We start from the raw sequence: 14,374 nt of genomic DNA on the forward strand, positions 1-14,374 counted from the left end.
ATATGCCAACAACGCACTCGCACCAGCTAAACCGATACTATCGGATAACAATGTGGTTGCGACAGGCTTGCAGGATGGTAATTACGAAATTACGATGAATATGTGGTGGGGGAATAATGGATCACTGTATAAGTTGTACGAGAATGGTCAGCTGATCCAAACGAATTCTCTGGCTGATGCATCGCCAGCAGCCCAGACGTCCACTATTCCGATTCAAGCTAAGCCAAACGGAACCTATGTGTATACATGTGAGTTATCGAATTCGTATGGGAAGACTGCATGTGATCCACACACCGTTACCGTAGTTGAAGCGAATCCTGGTAAACCTGTGTTGTCTAGTGACAACTGGGATCAAGATGGAAACTATACCATTACTGCGAATATGTGGTGGGGGACGAACGCGGTAGCGTATCGATTATACGAAAATGGCGAACTTATTGAGACGCAAGCTTTATCTCCACACACACCAAGTGCGCAATCAGCAACGACACACATTTCTGGGAAAGCTCCTGGCAGTTATCAGTATCGTGGCGAGTTTATGAATGAAAGTGGAACAACGGTAAGTGATGCTATACAAATTATTGTAAAATAATCCTTAGAGCTGAGTGGATGAGAATGATCCATTCGGCTCTTTTATTTCATCTAAGTAGCTAACAATGCGTAATTTCACAAATCCGTGTTAAAAAATGTTCAATCGAGAGCCATATCAGAAATAGCCCTCCTGTAACAATGAACACAGCTCCCGCAATCGCTATCCAAATATGCGACTTCGGTCTCCCCACTTTGTCTTTATTTTTATTAGACCATTCATCCATCGTTTTACACGGCCCCCTCCTCCGTCACTTCTCCACCAACCGAACTCACTCCATAACGCGCCAAAGCCTTCGTCGCCGACTCCAGCATACGCCTTTTCAAGAAATCTCCCTCAATGACTCGGACTCGCTTTCCGAGAAACCGGATCTTCGAAAGAAGATATTCCGCTTCATTGCCGAGAATGACTACCCTGACTCTATAAATATCGTTCTCCGTATCATAGGCAACGTCTTTCTCAAAGCTAGAGAGGGCGTAAAGGATACGCGACAGCTCTCTATTGTAATCACGAACAACTTCAAGGACGGTTTCACCTTTCCGAGCATCGAGGGCCAACTTAATTCGCACAAGGATGCTCTCGGCATCCAATGTTTGCAATGCCTCTGGCGTGACGGAAGCAATCTTGTCCAGCTTGGTGCGCATAAACGTCTGATGCCGAAGGTGGTACCAGAGCAAGTACCATTCTCTTTTGACCATGGAATATTCTAATTTATAAGGGAGTCCAGATTGATCCGAAAGATGGCGTCCACCTTTGATTGCATAAGACATGCGGATACCATTCTTCTCGGTGATCAGCCTTCGTAACACACGCAGGAGCGGGTGGTAGATCTGTTTCTCTCTACTTCGTGCTTTCTCCATAAGGTGGTCAGAGGTATCCATAACTTGATCTTGACTTAGGATCACACGTAGTTTATCCAACGTATCAGGAGTGAAAGCCTCATTAGCCGCAGAGTGTTCAAGCATCGTTTTTAGCCAGGCTCTTTCGTGTGAAGTGACCATGAACGTACCTGAATCCTCTAGCCGGGAAATAATCTGGTAGTTAAAAATCTTCTCAAACAGATTCATAATAAGCTTGAATCTCCTTCCATTCGGCAATCATTTCTCTACGGAATTGAGCAGGCTCGAGTATTTCACAGCTAGACCCGAAGCTGCGCAGCCAAGGCTTAATTTCTGTCGTCCCGTTAACCAGGATCTCATAGATAAAAGAATGCTCATCCTCCTGCACGATTTGTCCCCATTGACCTTGCAGCATGACACGCTCCCTAACAAAGTTAGGCGCCGAACCTTCTGGATTGTAAAATCGAGCACGAACCGTGACAGGTCGCCCCGTATCAATTAGCCAGCTATACTGGATTTTCTCCTGCAGCTCGTTCATCCTAGTCTCAAAAACATTCTCGTCCACGGATTCATCCTCTTCGATCTGTGTTAACCCTTCTAAACGATATTTCCGAACGCCTTCTCTGTCACTTCCGAGTAGATACCATCGCCCGTACTGATGATCATAGACCACTTTCAGCGGGATCGTTTTCTCCACTTTTCCATTCGTATCCCGCTCGAATAGCGGATTGGTGTTCTTGGAGGCGTAGCTTTTTTCGGATTTCGGTGAAAAATAGAGGAATCGAACCTTGCGCCGGTTACGGATTGCACGAAGAATCGTGAACAAATGGGCCTCATCTAAGATGCGTGAATAGTAGTGATATTTATATAAAAATGGCTCAATCGCATGCTTCTCCGCTTGTTGGCGAACAAAATGCTTCTTCAAGCCATCGCGCAGCAAATAACCCTGAACAGAAGGAACCTGCGTGTTGGCCATGACATCTACGAAATCATAGAGATCATAAAGCTCATCGTCCGACAGTTCGTGGATCAAATCGTTTTGGATACGGTAGCGATAGGGACGAGCACCTGCTTGTCTTGCAATGACACCAACTTCTTCCAAATACTTGAGGTCAGAACGAATGGTTTTCTCATCAGGCAAGGATAGATCGGAGGATTGACTGGTACTACAAATGTCTAATAGTTCCATGGCTGTCAAAGCTCGTTCGTTCATGGCGGCTAAAAGCAACGAGATTCTCTGAGATTCAGATTCTTTCAACGATTTGGCGCGAAATAAAAACAGCAACATCGGATCGGTTGACTCGTAATAGCTGAAGCGAATCGTTTCGGCAAACTCTTTGCGCTCCTCCTGCGGTAAGTGCTGATACGTAGAGCTAACGATCTCTTTTAACCGTCGAATCGTCTTGTCAAAGGTATGGATAGAAATGCCCAGTCGCTCTGAAAATTGCTGTCTATTGTAGGCGCCACTCGTCAACACGAGCATACGAAGAAACTGGATTTCTTTATCAAAGCTTTCCTTAGCCACCTTACTCCTCCGTTCCATCTACATCGTATTTCCATTGTAACAGGGGATGGAATTGGGCGAAATGGGAAACTTTCTCTGTTGTCGTAATACTTTCGCCATGTTCGATGGGATGAAAATGAGCGAAGATAGGTACATAAGGCCGACGCGAAACAGTAGTGTAGGACCCCAACATCATCGAGGCGCCTGGAAGGGTTACTTCGACTTTTAATCGGCGTGTCGTTGGTTCGAATCCAACTTCCTCCACGTGGGGGAATAGCTCAGGGGTAGAGCAGCATGTACCTTTCCGACCAATTTCCTCGATGATGATCAACGAAAAGAATAACTGGTGAGGCGCTGAGATGGGTTACTTCGAGCTAAATCGACCAATGGTAAACCCGGGCAATACGGCAGGTTCGAATCCTGCAGACGACCTATCTTGCTTTTTCCTCACCAGTGTTTTAATTAAAGGAGGCTCAAGAACATGAGCATGGCCAAGAAATTGTTTGGTACACTTAGACCGAATACGGTTAACAGAGACAATTATCCAGCATTCACGCGATCTGTGGAGGAACAATATCTACAGACTCTTCTAACCAATACAATGAGCAATACCTTTTATGCGGATCAAAATGAGTTAGTAACCGAGGCTGCGCAGCTACATCACGAAATGGCTGATGCCAATCCGACGTTTATGGCCAAAGCGATTGTGTTCGCGCGAAATGAAGGCTTTATGCGCATGCAGCCGTTGTTTGGACTTGCGATTTTATCTCAGTATCGTCCAGACTTATTCGCCAAGATCTTTCTGCTGATCATCCGCATTCCTTCCGATTTGTCGGATTTTCTAACGATATTGAATGGGCTGGGACGAGGAGAAGGCGGCCGAGCTGTGAAACGTCAGGTGAATCGCTTCTTAGCTCATGTATCTGAATACTGGGCAATGAAGTATAACGGACATGGTAGAGGGTATAGTCTAGGAGATGCGATTGCTACAGCACATCCGAAGCCACAAGATTTAAAGCAACAAGCGTTGTTTCGTTATTTGCGGGGACAGGAGGCGAATTTTACCTTGCTGCCGCAGGTGGAGGCGTTGGAGAATTTAAAACATTCCACAACAGAAGCGGATCAGATCAAATGGATTGAACGTGGGAAACTGCCCTATGAAACCGTAACAGGTGCGATCAAGCCATCGAAGGCAGTGTGGGAAGCGTTGCTGTTTCAAATGCCGACATTTGCGTTGCTTCGCCATATGAATGCCTTGCTGCGTGCCGGTGTTTTGGACAAAAAACAAAATCTAGATTATGTCATTCAACGTATTACGGATAAGGGAGCTCTCCGCAAAGCGAGAATCATGCCATTTCGGTTAGCAACTGCGTTCCGCCAGGTAGAACATCCAGAATTGCGAGATGCGCTGCGTGAAGCGACAGATTTAACTTTTGATAATTTGCCTGAGCTAGGTGAGCGTAACGCTATTTTCTTAGATATCTCAGGTTCCATGAACGGTCAGTATCTGGAAATTGGTTCGGTTTTTGCCTTGGCACTGTACAAAAAGACGCAAGGAAACTCCCTATTCTGGCTATTCGATACCGATGTTGTGGATGCTAACCCATCCCGTAAGGATAGTATCTTAACGCAAGCGGCACAGATTCACGCTCGGGGTGGAACGGATACAGGTGCACCCGTAAGGAAGCTGATTCAGGAGCACAAGAATGTAGATCAGATCATCATCATCACAGATGAACAACAAAACAGCGGCAGTGCCTTCTATGAAGAGTTGAAGCGGTACCGTGCGAAGGTTAACCGTGATGTGAAGGCGTTCATCGTCGATATTGCACCTTATCGGCAAGCGATGGTTCCAGTGCAGGATGCGCAAACCTTTTACATTTACGGGTGGAGTGACACAGTTCTTGCTTACATTGCGCAGTCTGTGCAAGGCTATTCAACCCTGGTTGAGCGGGTAGCGGCGATAGAGTTAGAGGATTGAATACAACATATAGCAAAGGAGGAAAGTCTATGTTTGATGTTCATCAACAAATCCTTGAAGAATTGAAACAGATCGAGAAGGAAGAAGGCGTCCGCATCTTGTATGCCTGTGAATCAGGCAGTCGAGCATGGGGCTTTCCCTCCAAGGATAGCGATTATGACGTAAGATTTATATATATCAGGCCTGTGGATTGGTATCTTTCGATTTATGAAAAACGGGATGTTATCGAGCGACCGATTAGCGATATGTTGGATATTAATGGCTGGGACCTGAGGAAGGCTTTGAATTTGTTTCGGAAGTCGAATCCACCCTTATTAGAGTGGTTACAGTCTCCTATACCATATCTGGAGAATTTCACGATAGCTGATCAAATCCGTCGTATTTCGCCACTCACATTTTCACCGAAATCTTGTATGCACCATTACTTGCACATGGCAAAAGGGAATTATCGGGAATACTTGCAGGGTGATCATGTTAAAATTAAAAAGTATTTCTATGTCCTGCGCCCGATCTTGGCCTGTGAATGGATTGAGCGGCATAATACGATGCCACCTATCGCGTTTCAAGATCTTGTGGATCGTTTAGTACAAGAGGGCAGTCCGCTGAAGGCTGCTATTCAAGAGCTACTTGCTCGTAAAATAGCCGGTGACGAAATGGATTATGAGCCAAGAATCAATCCAATTAATGAGTTTTTGGAGGCGAGAATCGCCTACTATGATCATACCGCTTCCACCATGCAGGTTGGTGAGGGTGGTCAGGATCGGGAGCTTGACGCGTTATTTCGAGCAGCATTGAAGGAAGTATGGGGATAGGATCTACCATTTATAAATTACAGGAGTTGAGCAACATGGCCTATCAAAATATAAATGGCGTACGCGTCTGGGGACAACCGGATGAGGGCGCTTTGTCACAAGCAAAAACATGTTCAGAAACAGGAAGAGTCGTTCAAACGCTCCTCATGGCAGATCATCATAAGGGGTATAGCCAGCCGATAGGCGGGGTTGTCGTATATGACGGTCAATTATCGCCATCAGGTGTAGGCTATGATATCGCTTGTGGGAACAAAGCAGTAAGAACCAATCTCTTAGCTGGGGATATAAAGTCTCGCATGCCAGGACTGATGGATCAAATTGCACGTAAAATTTCCTTCGGTATCGGACGTGTAAATAATGAGAAGGTTGATCATGACCTGTTCTATGACCCGGATTGGGATGTGTATAAAGCAATTGGTAAACAAGAGCACGACAAGTTAAAGGCATTAGCACGTGATCAGCTTGGGACTGTGGGCAGTGGGAATCATTTCGTAGATGTGTTTGAGGAAGTGAGCACGGGCCGGGTGTGGGTGGCGAATCATTTTGGCAGCCGCGGGTTCGGTCATAAGACAGCGAGCGGCTTTATCAATCTGACGGCCGGCCGCGATTTTCTGGGTAACGCACCAGGTGAAAAGATGGATCAACCGCCGATTCTTCTGGATTTGTCGAGCGAAATGGGAGACATGTACTACAGGGCTATGAAGCTGGCAGGGCGGTATGCCTATGCGGGGCGAGATTATGTGATCGAGCAGGTGCTCGCTATTTTAGGAGCGGAAGCGGATTTCGCGGTGCATAATCATCATAATTTTGCGTGGAAAGAGGTTCACAATGGTAAGGATGTAATAGTAGTTCGGAAGGGGGCTACGCCTTCTGCGCCAGGGCAATTGGGCTTTATCGGGGGCAGCATGTGTGATATCTCCGTGATCGTCAGAGGGAAAGATACCGATGAGAATCGGGATGCTTACTACAGCACGGTGCATGGTGCAGGTCGAGTAATGAGCCGGACGCAGGCGGCAGGCAAAATGAATTGGAGAAACCGCACCCGAAGCGGCGGACAAATTTCACCAGAACGCATGATGAGTGCGGTCAAGGATTATGGTGTGGAGCTTCGTGGAGCCGGCACGGACGAGAGTCCTTTTGTCTATCGTAAGCTGGAAGATGTGCTAGGTGCGCACGAGGAGACGATTGAGGTTCTGCATGTTTTGAAGCCGATCGGTGTTTGTATGGCTGGGGCCGATGAGTTTGATCCGTATAAGGATTAAGAGGGGAAGAATTGGCTAATTCCCTGAGAATAGCGCACTCACGTTACCTTCGACTATCTATCGAAAGAAAAAAAGCAGTCCCCAAGTAGGGACTGCTTTTTACTCATTCAACGCATCCTCTAATTCCCACGTATCGCCGATGCCGCTCACCTTGTAGCAAGAACCCTCCAACGAAATGCAAGCTTCCAGTTGGAGCTGCGGGAAGGTTAACAACCAGCTCTCCTCGTTGTTTTCGTACCTAATCGGGAGCACCGTGTGCAAGTGCCGGATGAAATCGAAGATATGCGTGTCATCGCCTGACTCACGCACGAAATCGACCCAGTGGCCTGTGACTTTTCTATCGCGCACCGCGGTGAGGAGATCTATCAGCCAAGAAGGAGCAGCCCCCTCTTCATCAAGCTCGTTATCCGCAATGTGCTCCGCCAAAGCTTGCTTGTCAATCGTATGTGACTGACCTTCGGTCAGCTCAAATGCCAGCTCGTCCAACACCAGTTTCAATGTATTCTTTTCAGATGAACCCATGTCTAAATCCTCCTAACTTACTGGAAACATCGTATTAATTCTCAATTTGCCACCGTCAGGTTGGATGTCCAGGTTGACTTTATCGCACGCAACTTCGGTGCCATCTCGGAGATAACCGACCCCTGCACCATCAACGTCAATGATCCCGCCCATACCGACTAGATTTTTCTTTGGCCCATTTTTGGTTACCAAGGCTGTGTAAGCCTTAGTAAAAGCTTCCTTATGCTTATCATCAGAAGCAAATTTGGAAGCGGCTTTACCGGATGGAACCTTACTCTCTCGGCCTGAAGGCGCGATACCGGTTTTTAATCGATTTCTTTGTTGTACTTCCGTAGTTTGCGCCCCATGATCAGCATAGGAATGTCCACCGCCTACATCATAGGTACTTGGCTTGTCCTTGTCCAATCCGTCGAATAAGGTAGCAGCCACCTTTTGAATCGTATCCGAAGAGCTTGATGTTTCTCCACTTACTAAACTATCGTTGTCCGATCGCTTCATTTGCATACGTTCGCCGCCTAAATCAGATGCTTTCGCTCCCATATGATCGGCTTCGGATTCTAATCCATGATCATCGTTGATGGCGACGCCGCCTGCTTGTTGCGTTGGGGCTACGCGTCCTTGACGCTGTTGGACGACATGCCAAGCCTCGTGCGGCAAATGCTGCTCTTGACCAGGTCCCACATGAATGTCATTCCCCTGCGCATAAGCTAAGGCTTGCAACTGAGCAGGCTTATCGGAATTGTAATGGACTTTTACAGAATCCAGCGACATACCGGATAAGTTTTCGACACCTGATTTAAGATGATCAGGCATGCCTGTGTGATTTTCCTTCTTCTGAATCGGTTTATCTGGTTGTGATTGTGTTGGTGTTTGAGACCTGAATAATTGAGCGACGGCGCGATTTCCGATTGTTCTCTGTAGTTGTGCAATATGTGAAGTGGAAAAAGGAGACATGCGATCGGCTTTTCCAATGTGTGTAGTTGAGCTGTTTGATTTCGAATGTGTATCGAGTTGTTCTGACGATGTGTTCTTTCTCACCTGTGATTGATAACTCATGAATAAATGTCACCGCCCTAGTAAATTTCCTGTCGTTTCCTTTTTATTTTAAGGTAAAAGTTACCAGAGGACAACAGTTCAAAAGATGTGTTTAATCCTGTGCATTCACAAAGTAATATCAAGATTATTAAGACAGTCAAAAAAGCGTGAGCAAATGATGGATAAGCAAGTAGGGTTGGTATGGATGTAACCTGAGCGATGGGGATAGTGAAGATTGTGAAAATGATCGTGAATATCACGTCAGTAGGTGTTCTTCTTGGCCACAATTGCTTATGTAAAAGTGGTTTTTTCTCGTCTTCGAATCGTTCATATAAATTTATTGTTAAATAGTTCAAAAGAAGCAGGAATTTATCACGCAATGTCGAAAATTCTAAGTTGTTTTCACAATTTAATCATAGTTATATCACACTTTTTTTACAATTCGATCACAATTACAATTACAGATATGGAGTTGTTTGCGGAGTGTATCTGATTTATCGTATCTATGAGAAATATAAGAATTACGAATGGGTCTATCTCCTCCCCCTTGTAGTGCTTTCCTTAAAGCGTGTCTTGCAATACTACTTCTTTATCCTGCATTCAGATAAGGGACTTCCTAAGTCGGATGATTCACAGTGGTATCTGGATTACGCCCACGCCTTGTTAGCAGATTTCAAAATTGGCTTACATATGAATGATCTTCTTTACATGGGATACAACCTCATCCTGACCGTGTTGATCGGTGTGTTTAAGGAAGCGCAAACCGTTATTTTTATACAAGCCGTAACAACTGCCATGTGTGTGATCCTCGTGTATTTCATCACACTACGTTTATTTAACCGATTAACCGCTATTGTCGCCTCGTATTTCTATGCCACTTCCTGGCACATGATGATTTGGTCGATGTACATTCTTTCCGATAGTCTTTTTATGAATCTAGTTCTACTAAATGTCCTACTTCTTCTAAAAATGCTGGAGAGTAAAAAGAAATTAGTGACCATTCTATTCATCATTTCTTCACTCATCATGCTTATCTTCCGGCCAACGGGTGTCCTGACACTTGCTTTTATTGGGCTGTATCTCGTAATCAATCTAAACAAACATTCAACCATTCTTCTACTAAAGCGGTATAGATACCCAATTGTAGGCGCTTTATTTTTCATCCTCGCTGTTGTTATTTATCTTGCTTTGGGTCAGAAATTCAATCCATTTATTGCCTCTCTACAATATAATGCGAAGTTAGTTTTATATAACATTTACGCCAAAGGGTGGATCTATGATAATCCCTCCGGTCATGATTATTTCTATCGACCCGATTATCGCATAGATATATTCGGCAGCTTAATCCTAAGCTTTCTTATTCATAATTGGGACCATGTTCTGCTTTTATATGGAAGAAGAGCAATCGCTTTTATTGGCTGGTGGGTATGGAAGACGGATATTCGAAGTTTGTCGGGTCTGGTTAAGTTTGGCAAGGATCTCATCCCGTTAGTGCTATTTATTATTGGTACTTATGCAGCGATAAAGAACAACATTTTTAGAAAATCATCACTAGTTTGGTTGGTTATTTTATCGATATTTATTTTTTGTATGGTGCTGTTCATGGATAGTATGTATCGCTATAAGCTTCCTGCTTTACCCTTTATATGTATCGTCTGTGGGTATGGGGCCGAAAGATTGATCAGCTTAATCCGGGTCATAGCCAACAAACTTTGGGGGAGGCTGTCTCAATGGAACAACAACAAACACTCATTGTAATCCCGGCTTATAATGAGCAGAACAATATTCTAAAAGTAATCAGAGATGTGCGTGAGAATCTGCCGAACTGCGATATTCTTGTCATAAACGATTGTTCAAAGGATAACACTTCGGAGATTGCCAAACAGGCTGGCGGAGGTGTGAAAGTCGTGGACCTTCCCTTTAATTTAGGGATTGGTGGTGCGGTGCAAACAGGCTTCAAATATGCCAATGCTAACGGTTACTCGTATATGGTACAAATTGACGGCGATGGCCAACACCTCCCCAGTGAGGTAAGCAAGCTATATGCGCATATGACGAAATCGGGCTGCGATATGGTTATTGGTTCTAGGTTTCTAGATATCAAATCGTTTCAAACGACATGGACCAGACGACTGGGTATTAAAGTGTTTTATTATTTATTTCGACTATTGATTCAGACCAAAATAACAGACGGAACCTCAGGTTTTCGTATGTATAATCGTAAGAGCATTGGGCTCTTAAGCCAATTCTACCCCGACGATTATCCGGAGCCGGATGCTATTATTCTGCTCAGCAAACACGGGCTTCGAATCGGTGAAATTGGTGTTGAAATGAGAGAGCGTGAGCACGGTGTCTCATCGATTACCCCGATCAAAAGTCCCTACTATATGACGAAGGTCATTATGTCTATCTTATTCTCCTATACAAGGACAAGGACGAGGTGGTAGGTATGTTAACGAGTGAGCATCCTCTCTACAGTGTGCAATTAATGGGTGTGATTTTCAGTTTTATATTAATTTGCACGGTTTTTATGATGGTTAGAGCTAGAAGACTTCGAGAGAAGTATGCGCTTGTCTGGTTTGTGATTGGTATCTTTACGTTGATTATGTCCATGTTCACGAATTTGATGGAGTGGTTCTCGAAGCTGCTTGGTATCGACTATGCGCCTTCTGCTTTTTTTGCCATATTAATTGCTTCTGCCTACTTGCTTCTGCTGAATACGAGTATTAGCATTTCGGGCCTGAAGCTGCACAATAAAGCACTTACCCAGGAGCTCGGATTGACCAAGTTAAGGCTTGAAGAGCTGGAGAAGAAAAGCAACGAGGAGGAAAAATCATCAAATACATCATGTTAGTTGCCAGTGTACTTATGACGGTTGTGGCCAGTACCTTACTTAAAATAGGTGGTCGAGCTGTCAATTTTGAAGGTGGAATTATGGCGATTGCCCTAGGTTACATGACGACACCATTGATTGTGACGGGTTTTGCCTTTTATGCACTGGCGGCATTCATCTGGATTTATTGCCTGTCCCAATTTGATCTGAGCTATGTAACTTTCGTATCGAGTATTCAATATATCTTTATGATTCTAGTTTCCATCATGATCTTCCATGAACAAATTAGCGCAATGAAATGGGCCGGATGTGTGTTTATTATGATTGGTGTCATTTTATGGTTGAAAGGATAGTCTACATGTACCGTTGTGTGCCCTATACCGAAGAGATGAAGGAAGCCTGGGACAGGCTGGCAGGGTCTCAGGGGACGATTTACCATACGTTAGCCTTTAGGAAAATTCTATGCGATACGTTTGGTTACCACTGCTTATACCATGCGATTGTTAATCGCAATAACGATATATGTGCCTTACTTCCATTGATTAGTGGTCGCAACTTAGGACTTGAGAAGGTGGGAGTCTCGCTCCCTTTCATCAATTATTTGGACATATGTGCCATCGATGAGGAGTCTGCTCACTTTGCGATGGCTGCCATAGCGGATCTTAAGGAGAAATACCAACTGAGCTACATCGAGTTGAGGTTTAAGAGTGAGATCCCGACTAGGCATGAAAATCATGGCCAAATCAACCTTAGCAATCATACGTTTGTATTGCCCCTGACGACGGAAGATGAAGTACTTGCCCTCTCCACTCGCAGCAATCGAAATCATATCCGGAAGGTTTACAAGAACAACTGGTTTACGGTTTCGTACGATAAGGGGAATCTGGGACGATTCCATCGGGTGTATGTTCAAAGAATGAAGCAGTTGGGTTCACCTGCGCAGGATATTCGCTTTTTCCAACGCTTCTTCGACAATTTCCCTGGGCACGCTGAGTTACTAACGGTAATAGACGCAGAGAGCGGTGAGGTGGCTGGAGGCATGCTGCTGCTCAAAAGTCCGGGGAACTCGACGCTGTATTATCCGTATGGTGCAAATCTGACGACGTATAATCACAAATATTTGAATAATTTTATGTACTGGGAAGCGGTAAAATTTGGTATCAGAAGCGGTATGAAGAAGCTTGACCTAGGGCGTTCACAAACGGGTTCAGGCACATATAAATACAAAGAACAATGGGGGGCCAAGGCCGAGCAGCTCACGTATTATGTCATGGGCAGCACTAATAAAAAGGCGGGTCCTCCAGACAAAGAAAAGCTACGCTTCTTCGTAGAACTCTGGAAGGTCATGCCTAACTTTGTGACAGAACCGGTTGGAAAGCAGCTCATTAAGTATCTTATGCCATAACACATCAAAATCGGGGGAAATAGATCATGGCTAATCTCAGCTGGAAGCAATATTTTGACAAGAGGGCAGAAGTTCACGGTGCGTCCGTGCAATCCTCCGACTACTATAATGAGGAAAGCTTCTTTATGCAGCGCAATCAAACGTTAAAGTGGCTCGGAGAGCTGGAAGGGAAAGAGATACTTGACGCAGGTTGCGGCGTGGGGGCATTTAGTGAGCCGCTTGTTAGGACAAACACCGTGTATGGCGTGGATTTTTCGGAGAAAAGCTTGGCCTTTGCCGCGGAGAGAGGGCTTCGTACATCATCGGATGATCTGACAGCTCTTCACTTCGAGGAAGGCAAATTTGATCTCGTCTTATGTATTGGTGTGATTCAGCTTATCGATCAATATCGATCCGTTATTGCAGAGCTGGCTAGGGTGACGAAGCCTGGTGGAACCCTGCTCATTGAAACCTTGCACCAGAAGTCCTGGCAGAGGAAAGTGTTGCAATTGTTTGAAAAAACGAAAAAATTTGACCGTATGTACGTGATGGCTGAATTGAAAAAAGTGTTCATCGAACACGGATTTGAGCATATAGAGTTCTTAAAGATCTATCATCCCTTCCCGTACGTGACGAAAGGAAGCGCAGAGTGGAAGGTTTATGATCGCTTATGCACCTCTTTCGCGATTAAGGGGAGCAAGAAGCATGTCTAACTTTTTGAATCCTGAGAATCTTACGAATGCTACGCATTCTATGACTAACATCCTCACGTTCGATATTGAGGAATGGTTTCATGCGAACTACGACGATGTAAGGCCAGACCGCAGTAAGGGCTCGAGCTTCCGAGCACATATGGATACACTGCTTCAAATGTGCAGCGATGCCGGATGTAAAGCGACCTTTTTTACACTTGGCTGTATTGGGGAGGATTACCCAGATATCGTGCAGGCAATCGCGCGTGAGGGTCATGATGTCGCATCTCATGGGTATGCCCATGAATTAGCGTACAAGCAGACGAGAGAAGAGTTTCGTGCGGATGTCCAAAAATCAATCGATATTCTCGAAAATCTAACCGGAACGAAAGTACAGGGATATCGGGCACCGTCATGGTCGATCGTTGAAAGTAATCATCACTACCTCGAAGTGTTGGAAGAGATGGGCTTAGTGTATGATGCGAGTATTTTTCCTGTAAAAACGTTCTTATACGGAATTCCAACAGCGCCTACTGAGATTCATAAGCCAATCGTAAACGGCAGAGAACTTAATCTATACGAAATTCCTATGTCTGTGATGCGAGCTGCGGGGAGAAATATCGGCTATTCCGGTGGATTTTATTTTAGATTTTTTCCCGAGATGATCATTCGAAAAGCCATTCAATCGGCTAACCGCCAAGGTAAGAGTTCCATTGTTTATTTGCATCCTCGGGAGATTGATCCGACGGAGCACCAGCTGGAGCTTCCCTTCAAAGAGCGATTCATTCATTACTACAATGTAAAAGGAACAAAAGCAAAGCTTGAACACATGCTGAAGGATTTCGCTTTTACGTCCATTTCGGAGCATTTGAGCAAGGCGTATGCTTGATTGTTCACTAGTTGCTCTCCTATCCATTAAAG

The 14,374-nt window shown here is 44.9% G+C and carries 15 protein-coding genes and 1 pseudogene; 11 read left to right on the plus strand and 5 right to left on the minus strand.

Translation table 11 applies throughout. The annotated features are described in order from the left end of the window. Positions 1–22 precede the first annotated feature (22 nt). A pseudogene (locus AC58QM_RS01435) lies at positions 23–592 on the plus strand (chitinase N-terminal domain-containing protein); the annotation flags it as partial. Positions 593–650: 58 nt separating this feature from the next. On the opposite strand, the gene AC58QM_RS01440 reads toward AC58QM_RS01435, so the two are convergent. Genes AC58QM_RS01440 through AC58QM_RS01450 form a run of 3 tightly spaced genes read right to left on the minus strand, consistent with a single transcriptional unit; the run spans position 651 to position 2,953 of the window. Further along, positions 651–815 (minus strand): hypothetical protein, encoded by a 165-nt coding sequence (locus tag AC58QM_RS01440; RefSeq protein WP_497280757.1) that lies wholly within the window; start codon positions 813–815, stop codon positions 651–653. 4 nt (positions 816–819) lie between these two features. Continuing rightward, on the minus strand, positions 820–1,656 hold the full coding sequence (locus AC58QM_RS01445) for a WYL domain-containing protein (RefSeq protein ID WP_497280759.1): 837 nt from the start codon (positions 1,654–1,656) through the stop codon (positions 820–822). Further along, a complete protein-coding gene (locus AC58QM_RS01450) occupies positions 1,643–2,953 on the minus strand; it encodes a helix-turn-helix transcriptional regulator (RefSeq protein ID WP_497280761.1) in 1,311 nt (436 codons plus the stop codon). The genes AC58QM_RS01445 and AC58QM_RS01450 overlap by 14 nt, the downstream gene beginning before the upstream one ends. Before the next feature lie 460 nt (positions 2,954–3,413). Between AC58QM_RS01450 and AC58QM_RS01455 the strand changes: the two genes are divergently transcribed. From AC58QM_RS01455 to AC58QM_RS01465, 3 genes are read left to right on the plus strand one after another with little or no spacing between them, the layout of a single operon-like run. Continuing rightward, complete coding sequence (locus AC58QM_RS01455; RefSeq protein ID WP_497280763.1) at positions 3,414–4,913, plus strand: TROVE domain-containing protein; 1,500 nt, start codon at positions 3,414–3,416, stop codon at positions 4,911–4,913. 29 nt (positions 4,914–4,942) lie between these two features. Continuing rightward, complete coding sequence (locus AC58QM_RS01460) at positions 4,943–5,725, plus strand: nucleotidyltransferase domain-containing protein (RefSeq protein ID WP_497280765.1); 783 nt, start codon at positions 4,943–4,945, stop codon at positions 5,723–5,725. 35 nt (positions 5,726–5,760) lie between these two features. Further along, positions 5,761–6,987 (plus strand): RtcB family protein, encoded by a 1,227-nt coding sequence (locus AC58QM_RS01465; protein ID WP_497280766.1) that lies wholly within the window; start codon positions 5,761–5,763, stop codon positions 6,985–6,987. Between the two features lie 99 nt (positions 6,988–7,086). Here the strand turns inward: AC58QM_RS01465 and AC58QM_RS01470 are convergent, their stop codons facing one another. Beyond that, positions 7,087–7,509 carry a hypothetical protein gene (locus AC58QM_RS01470; RefSeq protein WP_497280768.1) on the minus strand — a complete coding sequence of 141 codons (423 nt, stop codon included), beginning with the start codon at positions 7,507–7,509 and terminating at the stop codon, positions 7,087–7,089. A gap of 12 nt (positions 7,510–7,521) precedes the next feature. Then, positions 7,522–8,565 (minus strand): eCIS core domain-containing protein, encoded by a 1,044-nt coding sequence (locus tag AC58QM_RS01475; protein ID WP_497280770.1) that lies wholly within the window; start codon positions 8,563–8,565, stop codon positions 7,522–7,524. 462 nt (positions 8,566–9,027) lie between these two features. On the opposite strand from AC58QM_RS01475, the gene AC58QM_RS01480 reads away from it, so the two are divergent. The 7 genes from AC58QM_RS01480 to AC58QM_RS01510 all read left to right on the plus strand — a co-directional run bounded on the left by AC58QM_RS01480 (position 9,028) and on the right by AC58QM_RS01510 (position 14,342). Beyond that, entirely contained in the window at positions 9,028–10,302 is a 1,275-nt protein-coding gene (locus AC58QM_RS01480) for a glycosyltransferase family 39 protein (RefSeq protein WP_497280772.1), read from the plus strand. Beyond that, positions 10,275–10,991, plus strand: a complete 717-nt coding sequence (locus tag AC58QM_RS01485; protein WP_497280773.1) for a glycosyltransferase family 2 protein — start codon at positions 10,275–10,277, stop codon at positions 10,989–10,991. The genes AC58QM_RS01480 and AC58QM_RS01485 overlap by 28 nt, the downstream gene beginning before the upstream one ends. 2 nt (positions 10,992–10,993) lie before the next feature. Continuing rightward, entirely contained in the window at positions 10,994–11,398 is a 405-nt protein-coding gene (locus tag AC58QM_RS01490) for a DUF2304 domain-containing protein (RefSeq protein ID WP_310499836.1), read from the plus strand. A gap of 80 nt (positions 11,399–11,478) precedes the next feature. Further along, a complete protein-coding gene (locus AC58QM_RS01495; RefSeq protein ID WP_497280775.1) occupies positions 11,479–11,730 on the plus strand; it encodes an EamA family transporter in 252 nt (83 codons plus the stop codon). A gap of 5 nt (positions 11,731–11,735) precedes the next feature. Continuing rightward, a complete protein-coding gene (locus tag AC58QM_RS01500) occupies positions 11,736–12,782 on the plus strand; it encodes a GNAT family N-acetyltransferase (RefSeq protein WP_497280776.1) in 1,047 nt (348 codons plus the stop codon). Positions 12,783–12,808: 26 nt separating this feature from the next. After that, positions 12,809–13,474 carry a class I SAM-dependent methyltransferase gene (locus AC58QM_RS01505; protein WP_497280777.1) on the plus strand — a complete coding sequence of 222 codons (666 nt, stop codon included), beginning with the start codon at positions 12,809–12,811 and terminating at the stop codon, positions 13,472–13,474. Beyond that, complete coding sequence (locus AC58QM_RS01510) at positions 13,467–14,342, plus strand: DUF3473 domain-containing protein (protein WP_497280779.1); 876 nt, start codon at positions 13,467–13,469, stop codon at positions 14,340–14,342. The genes AC58QM_RS01505 and AC58QM_RS01510 overlap by 8 nt, the downstream gene beginning before the upstream one ends. The last annotated feature ends 32 nt before the right edge of the window (positions 14,343–14,374 follow it).

The organism is Paenibacillus sp. J22P165, from assembly GCF_059692015.1.